The organism is Rheinheimera sp. D18, assembly GCF_004345025.1.
Lineage (GTDB): Bacteria > Pseudomonadota > Gammaproteobacteria > Enterobacterales > Alteromonadaceae > Alishewanella > Alishewanella metallidurans.
This window is the reverse complement of sequence record NZ_CP037745.1, coordinates 2,913,001-2,931,211: the sequence shown is the minus strand read 5'-3', so window position 1 is coordinate 2,931,211 and position 18,211 is coordinate 2,913,001. Positions and strand designations below refer to the sequence as shown.

The 18,211-nt window shown below is 44.7% G+C and carries 14 protein-coding genes; 7 read left to right on the top strand and 7 right to left on the bottom strand.

Going from position 1 to position 18,211, the window contains the following annotated elements:
- Window positions 1–282 precede the first annotated feature (282 nt).
- A complete protein-coding gene (locus E0Z06_RS13705) occupies window positions 283–519 on the top strand; it encodes a MarR family transcriptional regulator (RefSeq protein ID WP_132585791.1) in 237 nt (78 codons plus the stop codon).
- Here the strand turns inward: E0Z06_RS13705 and E0Z06_RS13700 are convergent.
- Window positions 511–2,373, bottom strand: a complete 1,863-nt coding sequence (locus tag E0Z06_RS13700) for a Na/Pi symporter (protein ID WP_132585788.1) — start codon at window positions 2,371–2,373, stop codon at window positions 511–513. The genes E0Z06_RS13705 and E0Z06_RS13700 overlap by 9 nt on opposite strands.
- Window positions 2,374–2,540: 167 nt before the next feature.
- Here E0Z06_RS13700 and E0Z06_RS15880 point away from each other — a divergent pair, with 167 nt between their 5' ends.
- The 4 genes from E0Z06_RS15880 (at window position 2,541) to E0Z06_RS13680 (ending at window position 9,809) form a co-directional block, all read left to right on the top strand.
- Window positions 2,541–2,675: a DUF2256 domain-containing protein gene (locus tag E0Z06_RS15880; RefSeq protein WP_207903101.1), complete on the top strand. Its 135-nt coding sequence runs from the start codon at window positions 2,541–2,543 to the stop codon at window positions 2,673–2,675.
- A 137-nt stretch (window positions 2,676–2,812) separates the two neighbouring features.
- The gene (locus E0Z06_RS13690) at window positions 2,813–5,215 is read left to right on the top strand and encodes a TonB-dependent receptor (RefSeq protein ID WP_243695517.1); all 2,403 of its coding nucleotides are present in this window, start codon (window positions 2,813–2,815) and stop codon (window positions 5,213–5,215) included.
- A gap of 327 nt (window positions 5,216–5,542) precedes the next feature.
- Window positions 5,543–6,691 carry an efflux RND transporter periplasmic adaptor subunit gene (locus tag E0Z06_RS13685; RefSeq protein WP_132585785.1) on the top strand — a complete coding sequence of 383 codons (1,149 nt, stop codon included), beginning with the start codon at window positions 5,543–5,545 and terminating at the stop codon, window positions 6,689–6,691.
- A 13-nt stretch (window positions 6,692–6,704) separates the two neighbouring features.
- Window positions 6,705–9,809 (top strand): efflux RND transporter permease subunit, encoded by a 3,105-nt coding sequence (locus E0Z06_RS13680; RefSeq protein WP_132585782.1) that lies wholly within the window; start codon window positions 6,705–6,707, stop codon window positions 9,807–9,809.
- Between the two features lie 98 nt (window positions 9,810–9,907).
- Here the strand turns inward: E0Z06_RS13680 and E0Z06_RS13675 are convergent, their stop codons facing one another.
- The 3 genes from E0Z06_RS13675 to E0Z06_RS13665 form a co-directional block, all read right to left on the bottom strand.
- On the bottom strand, window positions 9,908–10,522 hold the full coding sequence (locus E0Z06_RS13675; protein WP_132585779.1) for a TetR family transcriptional regulator: 615 nt from the start codon (window positions 10,520–10,522) through the stop codon (window positions 9,908–9,910).
- A 116-nt stretch (window positions 10,523–10,638) separates the two neighbouring features.
- Complete coding sequence (locus tag E0Z06_RS13670) at window positions 10,639–11,319, bottom strand: M15 family metallopeptidase (protein ID WP_132585776.1); 681 nt, start codon at window positions 11,317–11,319, stop codon at window positions 10,639–10,641.
- Complete coding sequence (locus E0Z06_RS13665; protein ID WP_132585773.1) at window positions 11,316–12,707, bottom strand: Na+/H+ antiporter NhaC family protein; 1,392 nt, start codon at window positions 12,705–12,707, stop codon at window positions 11,316–11,318. The genes E0Z06_RS13670 and E0Z06_RS13665 overlap by 4 nt, the downstream gene beginning before the upstream one ends.
- Before the next feature lie 277 nt (window positions 12,708–12,984).
- On the opposite strand from E0Z06_RS13665, the gene E0Z06_RS13660 reads away from it, so the two are divergent.
- Window positions 12,985–14,346 (top strand): M14 family zinc carboxypeptidase, encoded by a 1,362-nt coding sequence (locus E0Z06_RS13660; protein ID WP_243695516.1) that lies wholly within the window; start codon window positions 12,985–12,987, stop codon window positions 14,344–14,346.
- Window positions 14,347–14,432: 86 nt separating this feature from the next.
- Window positions 14,433–15,233, top strand: coding sequence for a transporter substrate-binding domain-containing protein (locus E0Z06_RS13655; RefSeq protein WP_165907408.1), 801 nt, complete (start codon window positions 14,433–14,435; stop codon window positions 15,231–15,233).
- Here E0Z06_RS13655 and E0Z06_RS13650 read toward each other — a convergent pair.
- From E0Z06_RS13650 to E0Z06_RS13640, 3 genes are read right to left on the bottom strand one after another with little or no spacing between them, the layout of a single operon-like run.
- Window positions 15,230–16,399, bottom strand: coding sequence for a DUF1343 domain-containing protein (locus tag E0Z06_RS13650; RefSeq protein WP_132585767.1), 1,170 nt, complete (start codon window positions 16,397–16,399; stop codon window positions 15,230–15,232). The two genes, E0Z06_RS13655 and E0Z06_RS13650, sit on opposite strands and share 4 nt — an antisense overlap.
- The gene (murQ, locus tag E0Z06_RS13645) at window positions 16,399–17,331 is read right to left on the bottom strand and encodes an N-acetylmuramic acid 6-phosphate etherase (protein ID WP_132585764.1); all 933 of its coding nucleotides are present in this window, start codon (window positions 17,329–17,331) and stop codon (window positions 16,399–16,401) included. The genes E0Z06_RS13650 and murQ overlap by 1 nt, the downstream gene beginning before the upstream one ends.
- Window positions 17,321–18,211, bottom strand: coding sequence for a BadF/BadG/BcrA/BcrD ATPase family protein (locus E0Z06_RS13640; RefSeq protein ID WP_207903099.1), 891 nt, complete (start codon window positions 18,209–18,211; stop codon window positions 17,321–17,323). Before E0Z06_RS13640 ends, murQ begins: the two co-directional genes overlap by 11 nt.

Genomic DNA, 18,211 nt, shown 5'->3' with positions numbered 1-18,211 from the left:
TTAGTGTTTTTACGTTAATTCAGTGCCGAGTGTGGCAAATTTATTGCTAATTGGATAGGTATAATCTGAGCTATAAAAGAGCCTGTAACTTTTCTACGTCGTCAATTTTAAAGCTGATATTTATCAGTCGCGCGGTTAAATGCTAAAGCCAATGTGCATAACCTGTTTCAGATCAACTTTACTGTACCGTATTTAGCTATCATAATACGCAAAATTAAATGGCGAAAATTCAATCAAATGTTATTAGTTTTCGCTTAATTTCTGAAGGTTACTGCTAATCTAATGCATAAATTCAACGAATATTTACCGATTAAGCTCGTAATGGCTCGTGAAGTAACCATGTCTTTTTTCCGCCCGATACTGCATGAAGCGGACTTTACCGATCAGCAGTGGCGTGTACTTCGCGCTTTAAGTGAGTTCAGCGGTTTAGAGTTTAAAGAATTAGCTAAGTTAACCTGTATTTTAAGCCCAAGTTTAACCGGTATTATTAAGCGGCTAAAAGAGCGAAATTTAATTTAGTAACGGCATATTTTCCGAGCCTAAATGCCGCACCGAACGCAGTAATTCATTATCGGCAGTAAGGCTAATTTGCAACACATTACTAAAGCTTTGAGCAATGCGGTCGCTGTAATTAAGATCGTTCATTAACGAGCTAGCCTGCATATTGTTTAAGCTTTGTAGCCGTATCGCGCTAAAAATACGATGGCGAAACTCTTTAACAAAATGTTCGGTTTCGCTATTTATTTTGGCTAACGCTTGCAATGATTGCTCGTCGGTTAAATCTGTGCGGCTTAATTCGCTAGCTTGGCGTAATACCCAAAACACATGCCGGCGTAGATCCAAATAAAGATTACGCGCAAAAATAGAATCATCACGTAAATAACGATAGAGGTTCTTCTGCAAATGCTTAGCATTTTTTACTGCGTCAACTAATTGCAATGCCACCATGTGGCAAGTCATCCAAAACTTTTGCTGTTCTTCATCTAACTCAATAGTTAACCGGCTCATAAAGCCTAATAAATCAGAGTAAACCCCTTTAATATGGGTTTGATACAGCTCTTTTGCATCTAAGCTTTTACTGTCGTCGGGCAAGGTGTTAAGTATTTTATCATCTACGGTGTGAGCGTTAAGTTGCTCAGTGGGTAAATACACCGCGTGGCAAATTACCTCTAAGCTTAACCGACCTAAATGCTGAAGCTCTTGCACCACCGCACTAGCTGCTGTATCGGCAGAGGCTAGCGCTGCGTCGTTAAGATAACGCGCATGGTTACTGGCAACTTGTAGTTTTTTCGGCTTAACCTGCGGCTCTGGCGGTACATCTACGTCGGTAATCAGTATTTCTGGCTCAACCACATTGGGTAAAATGTAGCACAACCCGCGTTCTATTTTGCTTTGTAATGGCCAAAACATTATTACGCCAATAAGGTTAAATAAGGTTTGAAACAGCGCTAATTGTAGCAGCGTGTTATCAGCTGCACCAAACAGTGCCATAGTCTGTTGCGACAGCCACATTAATGGCATTAGTAAGGCAAGGGTAACGATACCGGTAACGATATTAAATAACGCATGCACTAATACTAAGCGCTGACCGCTGCGGTTACCACTTAGCCATCCGACTAATGCGGTGGTAACGCTACTGCCAATATTGCCGCCAATAGCAATGGCCATAGCTTGCCATAATTCTATTTGGCCACCAGACAACGCGGCTAACACTAACATCAGCGTGGCATGGCTAGATTGCAGAACGGCGGTTAGCGCAATACCCGCTGCGACAAAAGCTAACTGGCCTATTAGCGTGGAGTCAAATTGCTGAGTTAAATCTAAGTTACTGCCAAACTCACTAAAGCCGCCTTTAATTTGATCAATACCTAAGAAAATAAAGGCAATACCCAACACAATACGACCTGCCGCTTTACTTTTCGGGCCATTAAAACCGGCTAATACACCAAACACCAGTAAAGGTAACGCCAGCGGACTTAAACTAAAGTTTTGCCCCGCCGCCGCTAATAACCAAATACCGGCGCTGGCACCTAAATTAACCCCTAATAAAATCGCAATTCCGCTACCCAGTTGAATTAAACCGGTACTAATAAAGGCGATAGTTAGTAACGACACTAAGGTGGTCGATTGCAGCAACATAGTGCCGCCGATACCAATTAAAAAACTTTTAAACCGCGTAGAGGTGCCGCGTGCTAAAACTTGTTCAAGTTTGCCGCCGGCTAATTGTTTTAGGCCTTCTTCTAAACACTGCATGCCGAATAAAAATAACGCTAAGCCAGCACAAAGTTGCAGCCAACCGCCGCTAAACCAAAAGCTGATAGCAAGCAGTACTAAAATTACAACAGGCAGTAATAAGACTTTAAATTTACGCATTAATAGCTCAACAACCTCGGGCAGTTAAAATGCGCTTAGATTAAGGCTTAGCGCATAACTTGGCTAGTAGATTCAATATTAGCGGGCATTAAAATGCATAACGAGGTGATCGTATTTGCCGTTAGTTGACTATATAGCTCAAAGCATTGCGAGTTACTCCAATATTAATGGTAATTAAAAAAGCACACTTGCCAGAAAAAATATGTAGCAGATGCCAGCGGCCGTTTAGTTGGCGGAAAAAATGGCAAAAAAACTGGTTAGAGGTTAAATATTGCTCAAAACGCTGTGCAGGGGCAGCGTAACTGAATGATCTAGACTATATTTTATTTGATACAGAAAGTTCCATATATGCGTTTAAGTTCTAGCTTCATAAAATTAATTATAATTACGCTATATAAAATTGATGTATTGTTTATACATTGCTTAATAAGAGGACAGCATGATGATACCTAAAATTTCTTACTTGGCATCAAGCCTAGGTTTGGCCATAGCCGTTAGTGCGCCAACTGTTTTTGCGCAGCAGGTTAACGATGCTGACGTAGAAAAAATTTCGGTAATTGGTAGCCGCTTATCAGTGCGTTCGGCGACAGAAAGTACCGCACCGGTAGATATTATTGGTGTTGCCGAACTGCAAGCTACCGGTATGACTGAAACCGCCCGCGCGTTACAGTTTTTAGTGCCTAGCTTTAACTTTCCTACCTCATCGATTACTGACGGCAGTGATGCAGTGCGCCCGGCGAGTTTGCGCGGTTTATCGCCTGACCATACCTTGGTTTTGATTAATGGTAAACGTAGGCATGGTTCTGCATTAGTGCATTTAAACGGCACGATGGGCCGCGGTAGTTCTAACGTTGATTTAAACGCTATTCCAATGAGCGCAATTAAACGAATTGAAATATTACGTGACGGTGCAGCCGCACAATATGGCTCAGACGCGATAGCGGGTGTAATAAATTTAGTACTAAAAGATAATATGTCGGGGGGCGAAATTAGCCTTAACGGCGGCCAAACCTTTGATGATGATGGTGAACAATACAAAATTAGCAGCAGCCAAGGCATACGCTTTGCCGAAGATGGTTTTGCTACCATTAGCGCTGAATATCACCATAAAAATAAAACTAACCGTGCCGGCTTAGACCCTCGTAAACAATATGCCGATATTAACGGCCAACCTGATCCACGTGAAGCCACCGCCAACCGCTTAAATCACAGCGTGGGCGATGCGTCTTTTGAAAACTTAGCGCTAATGGTGAATGCGGGTTATAAGCTAGGTGAAGGCGAGATTTATGCTTTTGCTGATATCTCGCAGCGCAAAACACAGTCGGGCGCATTTTTTCGCTTACCTTCAGATGCGCGTAATATTCCAGAAATTTATCCAGATGGTTTTTTACCAGAAATAGCACCAGAAACCAATGATCACGCTATTACACTCGGCTATAAGTTTGAACTTGCTGATTGGCAATGGGATTTATCGGCGAATACCGGTGCCAGCCGTTACCAATATTATGTCAATAATTCACTGAACGCCTCACTTGGTCCAACTAGCCCCACTAGTGCTTATGCCGGTGGCATGAGAAACAACGAGCAAAACCTTAATTTAGACGCCAGTAAATTGTTTGCCTTTGTGAATGATTCAGATTTAGTCGTATCAGGTGGCGTTTCCTACCGGAAAAACAGTTATAAAATTTTTCAGGGTGATGAGCTTTCATACCAGAATTATGGCTACCAAAATAAAGGTGCAGGTATGCAAGGTTTTGGTGGCTTTACGCCAGCGTCAACGGTTGACGAGTCACGTAATAATGTCGGCGTTTATGTTGAAGTAGAAAACCAATTAACCGAGCAATTTAACTGGGGTGCGGCGCTGCGCCAAGAGCATTATTCTGACTTTGGTAATAATACCAGTTGGAAGTTAGCTGGCCGGTATGAATTTGCGCCAAACTGGGCTATTCGTAGCACCATAAATAGCGGTTTTAGAGCGCCAAGTGTGCAGCAATTATATTTCTCTAACTTATCAACCCTGTTTGTGGCCGACCCCATTACTGGCGTACTTAACCCAGTGGAATCGGGCACCTTTAATAACACTTCGCCAGTGGTTAAAGCCTTAGGCCAAGGTGAGTTAAAAGCGGAAGAATCGAGAAGTGTCAGTTTGGGCTTAACCTATCAGGGTGATAATGGTGTGACTTTTACCTTAGATGGTTATCGTATTGATATTGACGACCGTATTATTTTAACCGGCAGTGTAAGCCGAGCTAACCCTGTAATAGATCAGTTACTTGGTAACAATGCCGCGCAGTCGGTGCGGTTTTTCACTAATGCGGTAGATAGCCGTACCCAAGGTGTGGAGGCCGTAGTGGCTTATCAAATGTCGTTAGCGGAATATGGTGACGTAAAGTTAAGTTTATCGGCACAATATAGCGATACGGATATTAAACAGATAAAAGTACCTAGTTTATTGGGCGGTTTAGAGCAAGCGTTGTTTGATGATGTTGAAAAAACGCGCTTAACCGACGCTAACCCGAAAAACAGCTTTAGTGCCGGTATCAGCCATACCTATGGCGACTTTACTACTAACTTACGTTTAAACCGCTTTGGCCCTTATACACTGGGCTACGCCACCGGTAACTACGAGTTTGGTGCGAAAACTATTGCTGATATTTCCGTTAATTATGCGGTTAATTCGCAGTTAGATTTTACCTTAGGCGTCAATAACTTATTTGATACTTACCCAGATGAGCAGCCGGTGATTAATCAGTTTAACGGCATTTTTAAATACCCAAATACCAACGCGCCATTTGGTTTTAATGGGGGTTACTATTTTGCTGAAGCACGTTATACGTTCTAATTAGTGATGTAATAGGCTGACCAAGTAAAACCGCTTTATGTTTGCCAATAGCTGGCGCATTAAGCGGTTTTTTGCGTTAGCTGGTATTCCTACATTAAACCTAGGCTAGCGCTCTAAAGGTATTGGATGTTTTGTTGTGGCGTGAGAGTGACTTATAATATTGATGATCTGGACGCGGTAAGCCATATAGATAGTGGTTATTAAACAGTTTTTTTGTAATTTTAGCAGTCTTATATTGATTACATACAGACTTGTATGTATATTGCCGTTCTTATTCTGCCTAAGCTTTACGTTGTGTTAATTGGGCAGTGTCTCACAGGAGTTTATATGCGTGTAAAAATGAAGTTGTTAACAGTGTCGTTAACAGCACTATTGTTGGTAGCCTGTAGTGAACCGCAATCGGGTGGTGGCATGGGAGCGCCGTCTGCGCCAGAGGTTGGGGTTGTAACTTTGAATACAGCGCCATTGGCATTAGTCACTGAATTATCAGGTCGCACTACTGATTTTCGCCAAGCGCAAATTCGGCCACAAGTAAATGGTATTTTACAACAACGCATGTTTACTGAAGGGCAGTTAGTGTCGGCGGGCGATGTGTTGTACAAAATTGATGCCGCACCGTATCAGGCGGCACTGGCCAATGCTAAGGCAAATTTAGGTAGTAATAAAGCGGTAGCGCATAACGTTAAGTTAAAAATGGAACGTTTAAAAGGCTTGTTAGGCAGCAAAGCGGTAAGCCAGCAAGACTATGATGATGCCCAAGCGACATTGATGCAGGCAGAAGCTGGTGTTGCTAGTGCAGAAGCTGCGTTGCAAACCGCGCAAATTAATATGAACTATACGCAAATTACGGCACCAATTTCTGGCCAAATTGGCCGTTCTGAAGTAACCGAAGGTGCGTTATTAACAGCAAATCAGGCGCAGGTATTGGCTACTATCCGCCAGCTAGATCCAATTTATGTCGATTTAACGCAATCAAGTGCAGAGTTGTTAAAGCTGAAAAAGCAGAACGCCAGCGATAAGGTAACCGTAGATTTGCTGTTAGATGACGACAGCACTTACGCTGAGCAAGGCAGTTTACAGTTTTCCGAAGTTAACGTTGACCCAAGCACGGGTATGGTGACATTACGCGCGGTATTCCCAAATAAACAGGGTGACTTATTACCGGGTATGTTTGTCCGTGCTCGCTTGCATCATGGCGTGGATAATAACGCACTGCTGGTACCCCAAGCTGCCGTAAGCCGCACGCCTAAAGGCCAAGCATCCGTTATGCTGGTTAATGCTGATAATCAGGTTGAAGCGCGCATTATTGAAGTTGGCCGTGCGGTTGAGCAAGGCTGGCAAGTGCTGTCAGGCTTAAAAGCCGGTGATCAAGTTATTGTTACGGGGCTACAAAAAGTGCGGCCAGGTAGCCAAGTGAAAGTCGTTAACGCAACGGCTAATAAAGCAAATGGCACTAACAATACTGCTACGCAGTAAGCAGGGGTAGCAGATGGCGAATTTCTTTATAAGTAGGCCAATATTTGCTTGGGTAATTGCCTTAGTAATTATGCTGGCAGGATTATTGTCAATTAAACAGTTACCGGTAGAGCAATATCCACGTATCGCACCACCGGCTGTAACTATTAGTGCATCATACCGTGGTGCATCGGCACAAACGGCAGAAGATGCAGTAACTCAGGTTATTGAGCAGGCGATGAACGGCTTAGATAACCTGATGTATATGTCGGCTAGCACCGACTCGTCAGGCGGCGTTAGTTTAACGCTAACCTTTGAAACGGGTACTGATGCCGATATTGCCCAGGTACAAGTGCAAAATAAGCTACAGCAAGCCTTACCGTTGTTGCCACAAGAAGTGCAGCAAAATGGTGTGCGGGTAGCTAAGTCTAACGGCTCATTTTTAATGGTTATAGGTTTTATTTCTGAAAACCAAAGCCTAGAACGAGATGATATTGCCGACTTTGTGGTAGCTAACGTAAAAGACCCAATTAGCCGCACCGCCGGTGTGGGTAACGTAGTGGTATTTGGTAGCCAGTATGCAATGCGGGTATGGTTAAATGCTGATCAACTTAACCAATATCAGCTTACGCCTGCCGATGTTACCGCAGCGATAAAAGTACAAAATAATCAGGTTACAGCGGGCCAGTTAGGTGGTACACCAGCATTACCTGGCCAGCAATTTAATGCGGCAATATTAGCGCAAACTCGGTTAACGTCTGCCGAAGAGTTTGGCGAAATTTTGCTACGTGTTAACGCTGACGGTTCTACTGTTAAATTGTCTGATGTTGCGCGCGTAGAATTGGGCGGTGAAGATTACTCCGTCATTGCTCGTTACAACGGCAAAACTGCAACAGGCATCGCAATTGAATTAGCCACTGGTGCCAACGCGCTAGATACCGCCGCGGCAGTGAAGAAAAAAATAGCCGAGCTAGAACCGTATTTCCCTGAAGGTGTTAGTACGGTTATACCCTACGATACGACGCCGTTCGTTGAGCTATCTATTAGTTCAGTAGTGCAAACCTTAATTGAAGCTATCATTTTGGTGTTCTTGGTTATGTATCTGTTTTTACAGAACTTCCGCGCAACACTGATCCCAACTCTAGCTGTACCTGTAGTTTTATTAGGTACGTTTGGTGTAATGTCAGCACTGGGTTTCACTATTAATACGTTAACCATGTTCGGTATGGTATTAGCCATCGGCTTGTTAGTTGACGATGCTATTGTCGTTGTTGAAAACGTTGAGCGGGTAATGAGCGAAGAGGGCTTAGGCCCAGTTGAAGCTACGCGTAAATCTATGGGACAAATTACCGGTGCCTTAGTTGGTATAGGCTTAGTATTGTCAGCTGTATTTGTACCTATGGCGTTCTTTGGTGGCGCAACCGGTGCTATCTATCAGCAGTTTTCTATTACTCTAGTCACGGCGATGGCCTTGTCGGTATTGGTCGCGTTAATTTTCACGCCAGCACTATGTGCCACTATGTTAAAACCAGTAAAAGGCAACCATAACACTAAAAGCGGTTTTTTTGGTTGGTTTAATCGTGGCTTCGATAGCACTAACCACAATTACCAGCGCGGTGTGGCCGGCATGTTGGCACGGCCAAAACGTTCAATGTTGGTGTATTTGGCGATAGTGGTAGTGATGGCGGTGCTATTTGTGCGCTTGCCAACGTCATTTTTACCAGAAGAAGACCAAGGTATTTTTATTACCTTAGTACAACTACCTACTAGTGCTACCCAAGAGCGTACTGAAGCGGTGATGGATAAAGTAGCTGCGCATTACGGTAATGAAAGTGCAGTGCAGTCGGTATTTACCGTATCGGGTTTTAGCTTTTCTGGTAGTGGCCAAAATATGGGCTTAGCCTTTGTGCGATTAAAAGACTGGGACCAACGTGGCCCAGCTGATAGCGTACAGGCGGTTATTGGCCGTGCTTGGGGCTTTTTTGGCTCAGTAAAAGAAGCACAAATATTTGCTTTTAACTTACCGCCGATCATGGAGTTGGGCCGTGCCACTGGTTTTACGCTGTTCTTGCAAGATAGAGGCGGAGTAGGGCACGAAGCACTTTTAAATGCCCGTAACCAATTACTGGGTATGGCATCGCAACAACCCAATTTAATTGGTGTGCGGCCCAATGGTATGGAAGATGCGCCGCAGTTACAAATAGAAATTGATCAGCTAAAAGCGCAAGCCTTAGGTGTATCGTTAAGTGATATTAACCAAACGCTGTCGATCGGTTGGGGTTCAACCTATGTTAATGACTTTGTTGACCGTGGCCGAGTGAAAAAAGTATTTGTGCAGGCCGAACCTGAGTTTCGTATGACACCAGAAGATATTAATCGCTGGCAAGTGCGTAATAATAAGGGCGAAATGGTGAGCTTTGCTTCTATTGCCCGCAGTCACTGGGTTTACGGTGCACAGCGTTTAGAGCGTTATAACGGCGCCTCGGCCATGGAAATTCAAGGCGAACCAGCACCAGGTACAAGTTCTGGCGATGCCATGATGACAATGGAACGGCTAATTAGCCAATTGCCAGCCGGTGTCGGTTTTGAATGGACTGCAACGTCTTATCAAGAGAAGCTGTCAGGTTCGCAAGCGCCAGCGCTATACGCGTTATCTATTTTGGTGGTATTTTTATGTCTAGCTGCTTTGTATGAAAGCTGGAGCGTGCCGTTCGCCGTAATCTTGGTAGTGCCATTAGGTATTATCGGTGCTTTAATTGCGGCCTATGTTAGCGGGCTTGGTAATGACGTGTACTTCCAAGTGGGATTATTAACTACGATGGGCTTGGCGTCGAAAAACGCGATCTTAATTGTCGAGTTTGCCCGAGAACTGCAGCAGCAAGGTAAAGAGCTTACGGAGGCGATATTAGAAGCGGTGCGCTTACGTTTACGTCCGATTATTATGACGTCGATGGCGTTTTCGTTAGGTGTGTTACCGTTAGTTATTAGCTCTGGTGCTGGCTCGGCTAGCCGCAATGCTATAGGTACTGGTGTGCTAGGCGGAATGATTTCAGCGACGGTACTGGCGGTGTTTTTAGTGCCGGTGTTTTATCTGGTGATTATGAAGTTGTTTGCCAGTAAGCCAAAACCTACTGTGTAGCATTACCGGATAACTTATAGCGGCTTAGACCGCTATAAGTGCCAACCTAAACCGACTGTATTATGCTAATACAGTCGGTTTTTTTATATCTTTTCGGCCTACTTTTTCAGCCCTACTAGCATGGTGTCTATCATGGCACCGGCGTGTTGGCGCAAATCACATTGTTGTGGCTTTAATAAAAACTTACTAATAATACCACCAACATACATATGCAATGCCAAGCCAGCTAGGCGTGGGCATAGGCCATCACGTAGTGTGCCGGCTTGCTCTGCGCGTTCAAATGCGCGTTGCAATACGGCTACCGCTAATGTGTCTAAATCATCTTGTTTGGTTACGGCTGGGTTTAGCTCGTCAATATATTCGCAGCGATGAAATACAATGGTTAGTACGCGATGATGTTGTTCACTTGAAGCAATTAAACTTAAGCTATCTATCATCAAATTCCGTACTTGTTCAAACGGATCTGCGGTGGGATTTTTGTCTATTTCGTCAAGCAAATGCTGATAAGGCAAGCGCACTCGATCTAGCATGGCGTTAAATAAATCGGCTTTGTTTTGGAAATGCCAATAAATAGCACCGCGAGTTACATTAGCCGCGACAGCGATTTTTTCTAAAGTAGTGCGTGATACACCTTGTTGAAAAAACAACACTTCAGCGGCATCTAAAATTGCGGTTCTAGTGCCTTCAGCTTCTGCTTTGGTGCGTCTTGCCATTTTACTTCTCTCAACATAACTAATTGCTTATTACCGCAGCAATTCTACCACAAATTGGTGTTGTGAACCTTAGCTATTAAGTTAAGCAAGGCTTAACACAGATCATAGTAATGGCGTTATTGTATGACAAAATCAAAGTATTGCTCGGTATACACCGGCGGCTGGTGGGTAAAATGCCACCACTCCATGTTATAGACTTTAAAACCGGCGCTAAGCATTAGGCTTTCGAGTAACTGCCGATGTTCTTGCTGCCGCTTTGTAATACTAGCAGCACCAACGTTGGATATGGGGTCGAACAGATCAAATGGTGAACCCATATCAATAGGTTGCCATTGGCCACTCGCATTTTGCCGCGCTAAGGTTAGGTCAACGGTGCTGCCACGGCTATGGCCAGATTTTTCTGCTATGTAGCCGCCGACCAAGGTATCTTTAGCTAAATTGGGGTAAAACTCGGCTTTGGTGCTGGTATCTGCTAAATCGGCAGCCCAACGCATAAAATGATCAACCGCGCGTTGTGGCCGATAGCAGTCCCAAATCCATAGGCTGTAGCCGTTGGCCATGGCGGCTTGTTGCACTTTAACTAATGCTTTGGCGGCATTTTGTTGTAGGTAGCATTTATTGGCTTTATAGCCGTCGACCGGGGCACCAACAAAGTTATTGCCACCCAAATAGGCCATATGCACCTGGATATCAGCACTAAGCTGGCTAACATCGTTAAAATCAGCTGGTACGTCTGACGCTAATGCGGCTGTCGAACTCGTTGCCAGTAATAATGTGGCTAAGGTGGCTAGCTTCATATCATCAATACTCCTGCGGCTAAAAATGCCAGCAATGCTAAGACCCCACAAAATAGCGCATAAGGTAACTGAGTTTTAACGTGCTCTAATAAATCGCAACCGGAGGCGACCGAGCTCACGGCGGTACTGTCAGATATGGGCGAGCAGTGATCACCAAATACGCCGCCGCTTAAAATGGCGGCCAACACCAACGACGGTGGTAAGCTTAGTAATTCAACCATTGGCATACCTATCGGGATCAAAATAGCGAAGGTGCCCCAACTGGTACCTGTGGTGAAAGATATAAGTGCACCGGCTAAAAACAACAGCGCCGGAATAAGTACCAAGGGTAGGCTATCGCTAACAATAGAAGCAATAAAGGTGCCGGTGCCCAGTACTTTTAAACTACTGCCTAACGCCAGCGAGAGCAGCACTATAGTAACCAGTGGTAATAATTCGCTCATGCCTTTAAAGCCAATATCTACCAACTGCTGATGCTTAAAACGCTTACTTAGTAGCATCATGCTATACGCAACTAAACAGGCTAAGGTAGTGGCATATAATACCGACTGCGACCCCGAACCCTCGACTAAGCGCCCATTGCCTGTCATTAACATAAAACCGATCATTGACGCGACTAAGGTAATTAAAGGCACCAGCATATAGCGAGATTGCGTAGGTTTAACATCAATTTCAGTATGTGCCGCTAAGGTATGCAGTTCTTTTTCTGAGCGACGCATTGGGCCATATACCTTGCCGGTAATGATGGTGTATAGCACTAAAGCTAAGGTAAATAAGGCATAGAAATTTAGCGGTATAGTGCCAATAAGCACGGAAACAGCGTTGTCGCCCAGCGAATAATTACTTAATAAACTTAAAATATAAGCGCCCCAGCCATTAAGTAAAATAATGATACAAATAGGCGCACTGGTGCTGTCTATAATATAGGCCAGCCGAGCGCGGCTCATTTTAAATTTATCAAATAAACCGCGTGAGCTAATACCTGCAGTTAACGAGCTAAGGTTAGACTCGATAAAGGTAACTGAGCTAATAAAAAAAGTGAGCAAGCCAGCTTGGCGCGGCGTTTTAGCGATGCCTTTTTCTACTAATAATTTTACCGTTGCCGACACGCCGCCCGAATCCCGCATATACGCTAGTAAGCCGCCAACCAGTAACGAGAACATAAGAATGCGCGCGTTATCACCATCTCGGGTTACGGCCACGATGCGCTCTATGGTTTGAATGCTACCGTCGATGAGTAAGCCACCACCAAGACCTTGTGCAGCCTGGATAAAAATCAGTAACTCGGCACTAAATAATGACAGCAGTAAGGCTAGAATAACTTCTTTACGCCACAATACGACGATAATGGCGACCAACGCCGGGACTAAGGTGAACCAATCAGACAAAATAGACTCCTGGTATTATTATTCTATTTTTCAAAGCGCAGAATAATTTATACAGTTTGTGCCGGCGTGTCGCAAGCACTGCGCCTAATTTTGCGATAAAGAGGGTCTTGCGATGGACAGCGCTATGCAGCCGATTGCTGGTATCAACGTGTCTTGCTATTTCTAGCATAAGTACCGATGCTAACAGGTTAGAGTAATTCAGTAAGGGTACTTTATGCGGTGTGCATTAAGAGGGCTTCTGGTCGGTGTTTTCAGTTTAACGATGGCGGTGCAGGCAATGACAGTAAATACTTTGTCGGTAGAACAATATCAGCAAATTAAACAAAGCGGGCTAGATAAACCGCAACTTACGTATAATGATATTGCGCCTGTATTAAAACAACACCAGCAAAACCCGTTATTTAAATTTACGCAATTGGGGCAGTCAGCACTGGGTACGCCCATTTGGCAAATTGATATTGGTACTGGCCCTATCAAGCTTTTAGCGTGGTCGCAAATGCACGGTGACGAATCTACCGCCACTGCCGCCTTGATGGACTTACTCAACTTTATTAGTGCTGCTGAGCAGAAAAAATGGCGCGATACTTGGTTAAATGAAGTCAGTTTGCGCTTAGTACCAATGGTAAACCCAGATGGCGCTGCAGCGCATACGCGCTTTAACAGTATGGGCATAGATATTAACCGCGATGCCAAAGCGTTACAAACGCCCGAAGGGCAGCTGCTGATGCAGGTAGCAAAAGACTTCAAACCCGATTTTGGTCTAAATTTGCATGATCAAAATCGTTTCTATGCAGTGGGTGATAGCAACAAGCAAACAACTATTTCTGTTTTAGCACCCGCATTTAACGATGCCAAAGATATTGATGCACCGCGAAAAAAGGCCATGCAACTGATTGGTGATATGGCTGATTTAATGGCACAGCAGTTACCGGGATATTTAGGCAAATATGACGATACGTTTTCTTGGCGTTCGTTTGGTGACACGTTTTCAGGCATGGGCATTAGCACCATACTTATCGAATCTGGCGGTCACCCAGCTGATGATAACCGGCAGGTAGCGCGGCGTTTAAATACCCAGCTGCTGGTAATGAGTATAGAAAGTATCGGCAGTAAGGCATATCAACGTCAGCCGCTTACGGCGTACCAAGGCATACCTTTTAATCGCAGTGATGCCATTAAAGACGTATTGATTAAAAACTTAGGCATTAGTGTTAACGGACACAGTGCAAGGGTAGACCTTGCATTAGAGCTTGGCATAAACAACAGTAAGCCGGCGCGTATTCAAGATATTGGCGATCTCTCTATTTATTCTAGTTACCATCAATTTGATGCGAGCCAGTTGGTTTATCAAACCGGAAAAACGTATGCGTTAACGAAAAAACTTAAGCTTGATAAAACCACCTATCTTCAGCTATTACGTGATGGTTACAGCCATTTTAGTGGCGACACTAAGCTTATTGAAAACCAAACAGATTGGCCTGTCGTGTTTAGCAATAAAGGTCTTAATTCAGCCTATCCAATGCGTTACCAACAGGCTACGTTTTTACTCGCTACCGCCGAAGGTGTTGAATTTGCGCTACTTAATGGCCAATTATTAGCATTAACTCAGGCTAGGCTGCTATACGCAAATGGCAGCTAGCGGCGCAAAAAAAGAGCAAATGAAACTAGCGCTTTAGCGGTGATATGCCACACTTCTAACCAAAATCACTATTTTGGGGATGTGTGGTGTACTTTTTTAGGTCGCTATTATTACTAAGCTTGCTGTGCTGTAGTGCCAATGCCGTGGATGCGTTGGCAACTAATAGTAGGCTAAAGTCGGCTGCACTTAAGCAGGATGCTGGTTCACAAGTACTTCGGTTTGGTTTGTATTACCCGCATTTATCGCCATACATTTATACCGCGCCAATCAATAATCAGGTTATAGGCATAGTGCCTGAGGTGCTGGCACCGTTTTTTAAGCAACATAATATTACTATTGAATATGTGTTTGATAAGGTATCAGCGTTAAAGCGGCGGTTAAATAATAGCGACATTGATATGATGATTTTAAATGCGTCCTGGGCGATTAATCCTGAACAGGTGTTGTTTTCTGCAGGGGTAGTGCCGTACAACGATTACTTATATTCACGCCTGCCAGAACAAGAAATTACCGAACCGCAACAGTTAGATAATAAAGCGATATGCACACGCCAATATTATGTTTATCCTAAATTGTCGGCGTTGTTTACCGGTGAGTTATCGCTGCGTGTTGATTCTTCGAGCCAGGCAGCACAGTTACGTATGTTATTTAGTCAACGCTGTGATTATGCCTACATCAATGAGATCGTGGCGAAGTGGGAATTACAAAATCAGTTTCAGAACCAGCAAATATATCGCTCTGCAGTATACCAAGACGAGTCAATGCTCACGTTAGGGGTTAGCCCGAAATTGGAGAAACTACTACCAGAATTAAACGCCTATATACAGCAGCAACAGCAAAGTGGCGAAATAAAACGGATTATTAATCGTTATGTTCATTATGACTAGCGGTACAATAAATAAGGTTGTCGTTGTTGCTTAAATTGCGCTAACCCTGCTTGCCAACTGGCACGGATATCATGCTCTGACATACCCTGAGTAATTTGTAAACGCAGCTGATCGGTACCGGCAAGCTTATCCATAAAGGCCGGTGCCGTAAAAAATACGTCGTTATGCTTGGCAAACAACTGCTGCCAACGCAGTAAATAGCTTAGGTTTAAGCCTGAAGCGCTAACATGGCGTAAATCTTCACCGTGCAGAGCTTTATTCATTAATGGCGGCGTTAATGCTGCACCGGGTGTTGATACTGGTGTAAACGCAAAATCGCCTAGTGCAAACTTGTCATAGCCAATAACTTGAAATGCAAATGCAGTACCGCGGCCAATGCTTAGTGGTGTGGCCTCAAAAAAGCCGAGTGACGGGTAAAGAGCAATTGACTGCTCATTGGGCAAATTTGGGCTTGGCCTAACTGGCAGCGCATACGGCATATCGCGCTGATAACCGGCTACTGGAATTACGTTAAGGGTTAGCTTATCGGCATTAGCTATCCAACCTTCGCCTTTTATCATTTGTGCAAGTTCGCCCACTGTCATGCCGTGCAATAGTGGAATGGGGTGCATGCCTACGAAAGATTGAAATTTAACATCTAACACAGGGCCGTCAACATAGGCGCCGTTAGGGTTTGGCCGGTCTAACACTAACATAGCCACGTTATTTTGCGCCGCCGCTTCCATTAAGTAATGCATTGAACTGATATAGGTGTAATAGCGCACCCCAACGTCTTGAATATCAAATACCACAATATCAACTTGCTGCATTTGCGCAGCACTAGGTTTTTTATTTGCGCCGTATAAAGATAATAGTGGTAAGCCAGTTTTGCTATCGGTGCTGTTATTAACCTTGGCACCGGCGTCATAATCGCCACGAAAACCATGCTCAGGGGCAAAAATACTGACAATATTAACGTTGTTGGCTAGCAGTACATCGACTAAATGTTGTTCACCTACCTGCGAGGTTTGGTTAACCAACATGGCCACCCGTTTACCCTGTAACAGCGGTAAATAACGTTCTAACTGCTCTGCGCCAGTTTGTATTGGCGTAGCCCCTAGGTTGTTGGCGTTAGCGGCGTTGATGAGTAATAAACCACTAAGCAGCAACCAGACTAAGGTTTTCATTAGCTGTTGTCCTGCTGTAATACTTTACGAATAAAGCCCTGTTGTTGCTGTAGCTGAATTTTACAGTGTGCAACACTCTGGCCGCTAAGAATATGCAAAATAGCCAGTTTAGCGTTCATTTCGGCGGCTTTTAACGCTTCGCGCGCAGTAGCAAGGTCGCATTCAGTCGCTTGCACTACAATACGAATTGCCCGTGCTACCAGCTTTTCGTTGCTGGCGTGTAAATCGACCATTAGGTTTTGATACACTTTGCCACTGCGGATCATCGCGCTAGTACTAAGCATATTTAAAATTAATTTTTGCGCTGTGCCGGCTTTCATTCGGGTAGAACCGGTAACCACTTCTGGGCCGACAACGGCACTAATGCCAATATCAGCGGCACTGAGCACCGGTGCATTGGCATTGCAGCTAATGGCTGCCGTGAAACAACCCATACTGCGTGCATAAGCTAAGCCACCTAGCACATAAGGCGTGCGGCCGCTGGCGGCTATGCCAACTAAGATATCATTTGCACTTAGGTTTATGCGCTTTAAATCAGTTTCTGCCAACTGTGGGTTGTCTTCAGCACCTTCAACCGCTTTATAGATTGCACTCTCGCCACCAGCTATTAGCGCTACTACCTGAGCGGCGGGCACGCTAAAAGTGGGCGGGCATTCTACCGCATCAAGTATACCCAAGCGGCCACTGGTGCCTGCGCCTAAATAAACTAATCTGCCGCCAGCGGCAAATGCATCGACAATGCGATCGACTACGGCAGCTACGCTGGGTAAACATTGCTGTAGGCTTTTCGCAACAGTTTGATCTTCAGCATTAATACGCTGCACTATCTCAAGGCTAGATAGCAAGTCAATATCCCAACTGTTGGGGTTGCGTGCTTCTGAGCTCATGCTATTGAGTTGTTCCAGTAAAACGTCCTGAGTATTATTCGTCATGAGTGTGTCCAGAAAAGGGTGAAGAGCTGCTTAATTGAGATGCAAGAATATAGGCGCCATCTAAAGCCGTGCCTAATGCAGGCTGCAGTAAAGTTCGACAATGCTCAGTTAATAACGGCTTGGTTACTTCGGCCAAACCACCAAGTAGCACTACCGGTAAGTCAAATTGTTCACGTGCGCTAAACACCAACTGCTGTACCGCATCAACATGGCGTTGCAGCAGGTTAGCAGCGAGTGGACATTGCCAAGCATGGTTAAATATTAACGGTGTTAACGCTGCGAATTCAGCAGGGCTAGCGGTTTTTAACCAAGGCAGTAAGCTGGCGGCATTGTTGCCAATTTGCACGGCTATTTGCTGTAATAACGGGCTGCTAATACCTGCTAGGCTATCTATTTGCCACAGCAACTCGCGTACCGCTTGTTTGCCTAACCAAGCGCCACCGCCTTCGTCGCCAATATTAAAGCCCCAGCCACCTACTTGATGTTCAGAGCCATCAGCTAATAAACGCATAGCAACCGAGCCAGTGCCTAAGGCCACTACTAATACCGGCTGGCCTAAATTGGCACCATATAAAGACGTTTTAGCATCAGTGGTGAGTAAAAAGTTTGCATAATGCCCACTGAGTTGCTCGCTGGCTAGTTGTTGTTGCTGCGGATTACCTGCACCAGCTAAGCCCATAACGGCAAAGGCTTGTTGGCTGCTGATACCGGCTTGTTGGCATACACCTCTGGTCAGCTGGTTAATATTGGTTATTGCCAAGGCAAAATCGTTGGTCAACGACGCCGGTCCGGCTTGTTGTTGCCAGCGTTCACCCGTGATGTTGTTCGTTAGGCGTGCCAGTGTTTTACTGCCGCCGCCATCAATCGCGATGGTCCACAT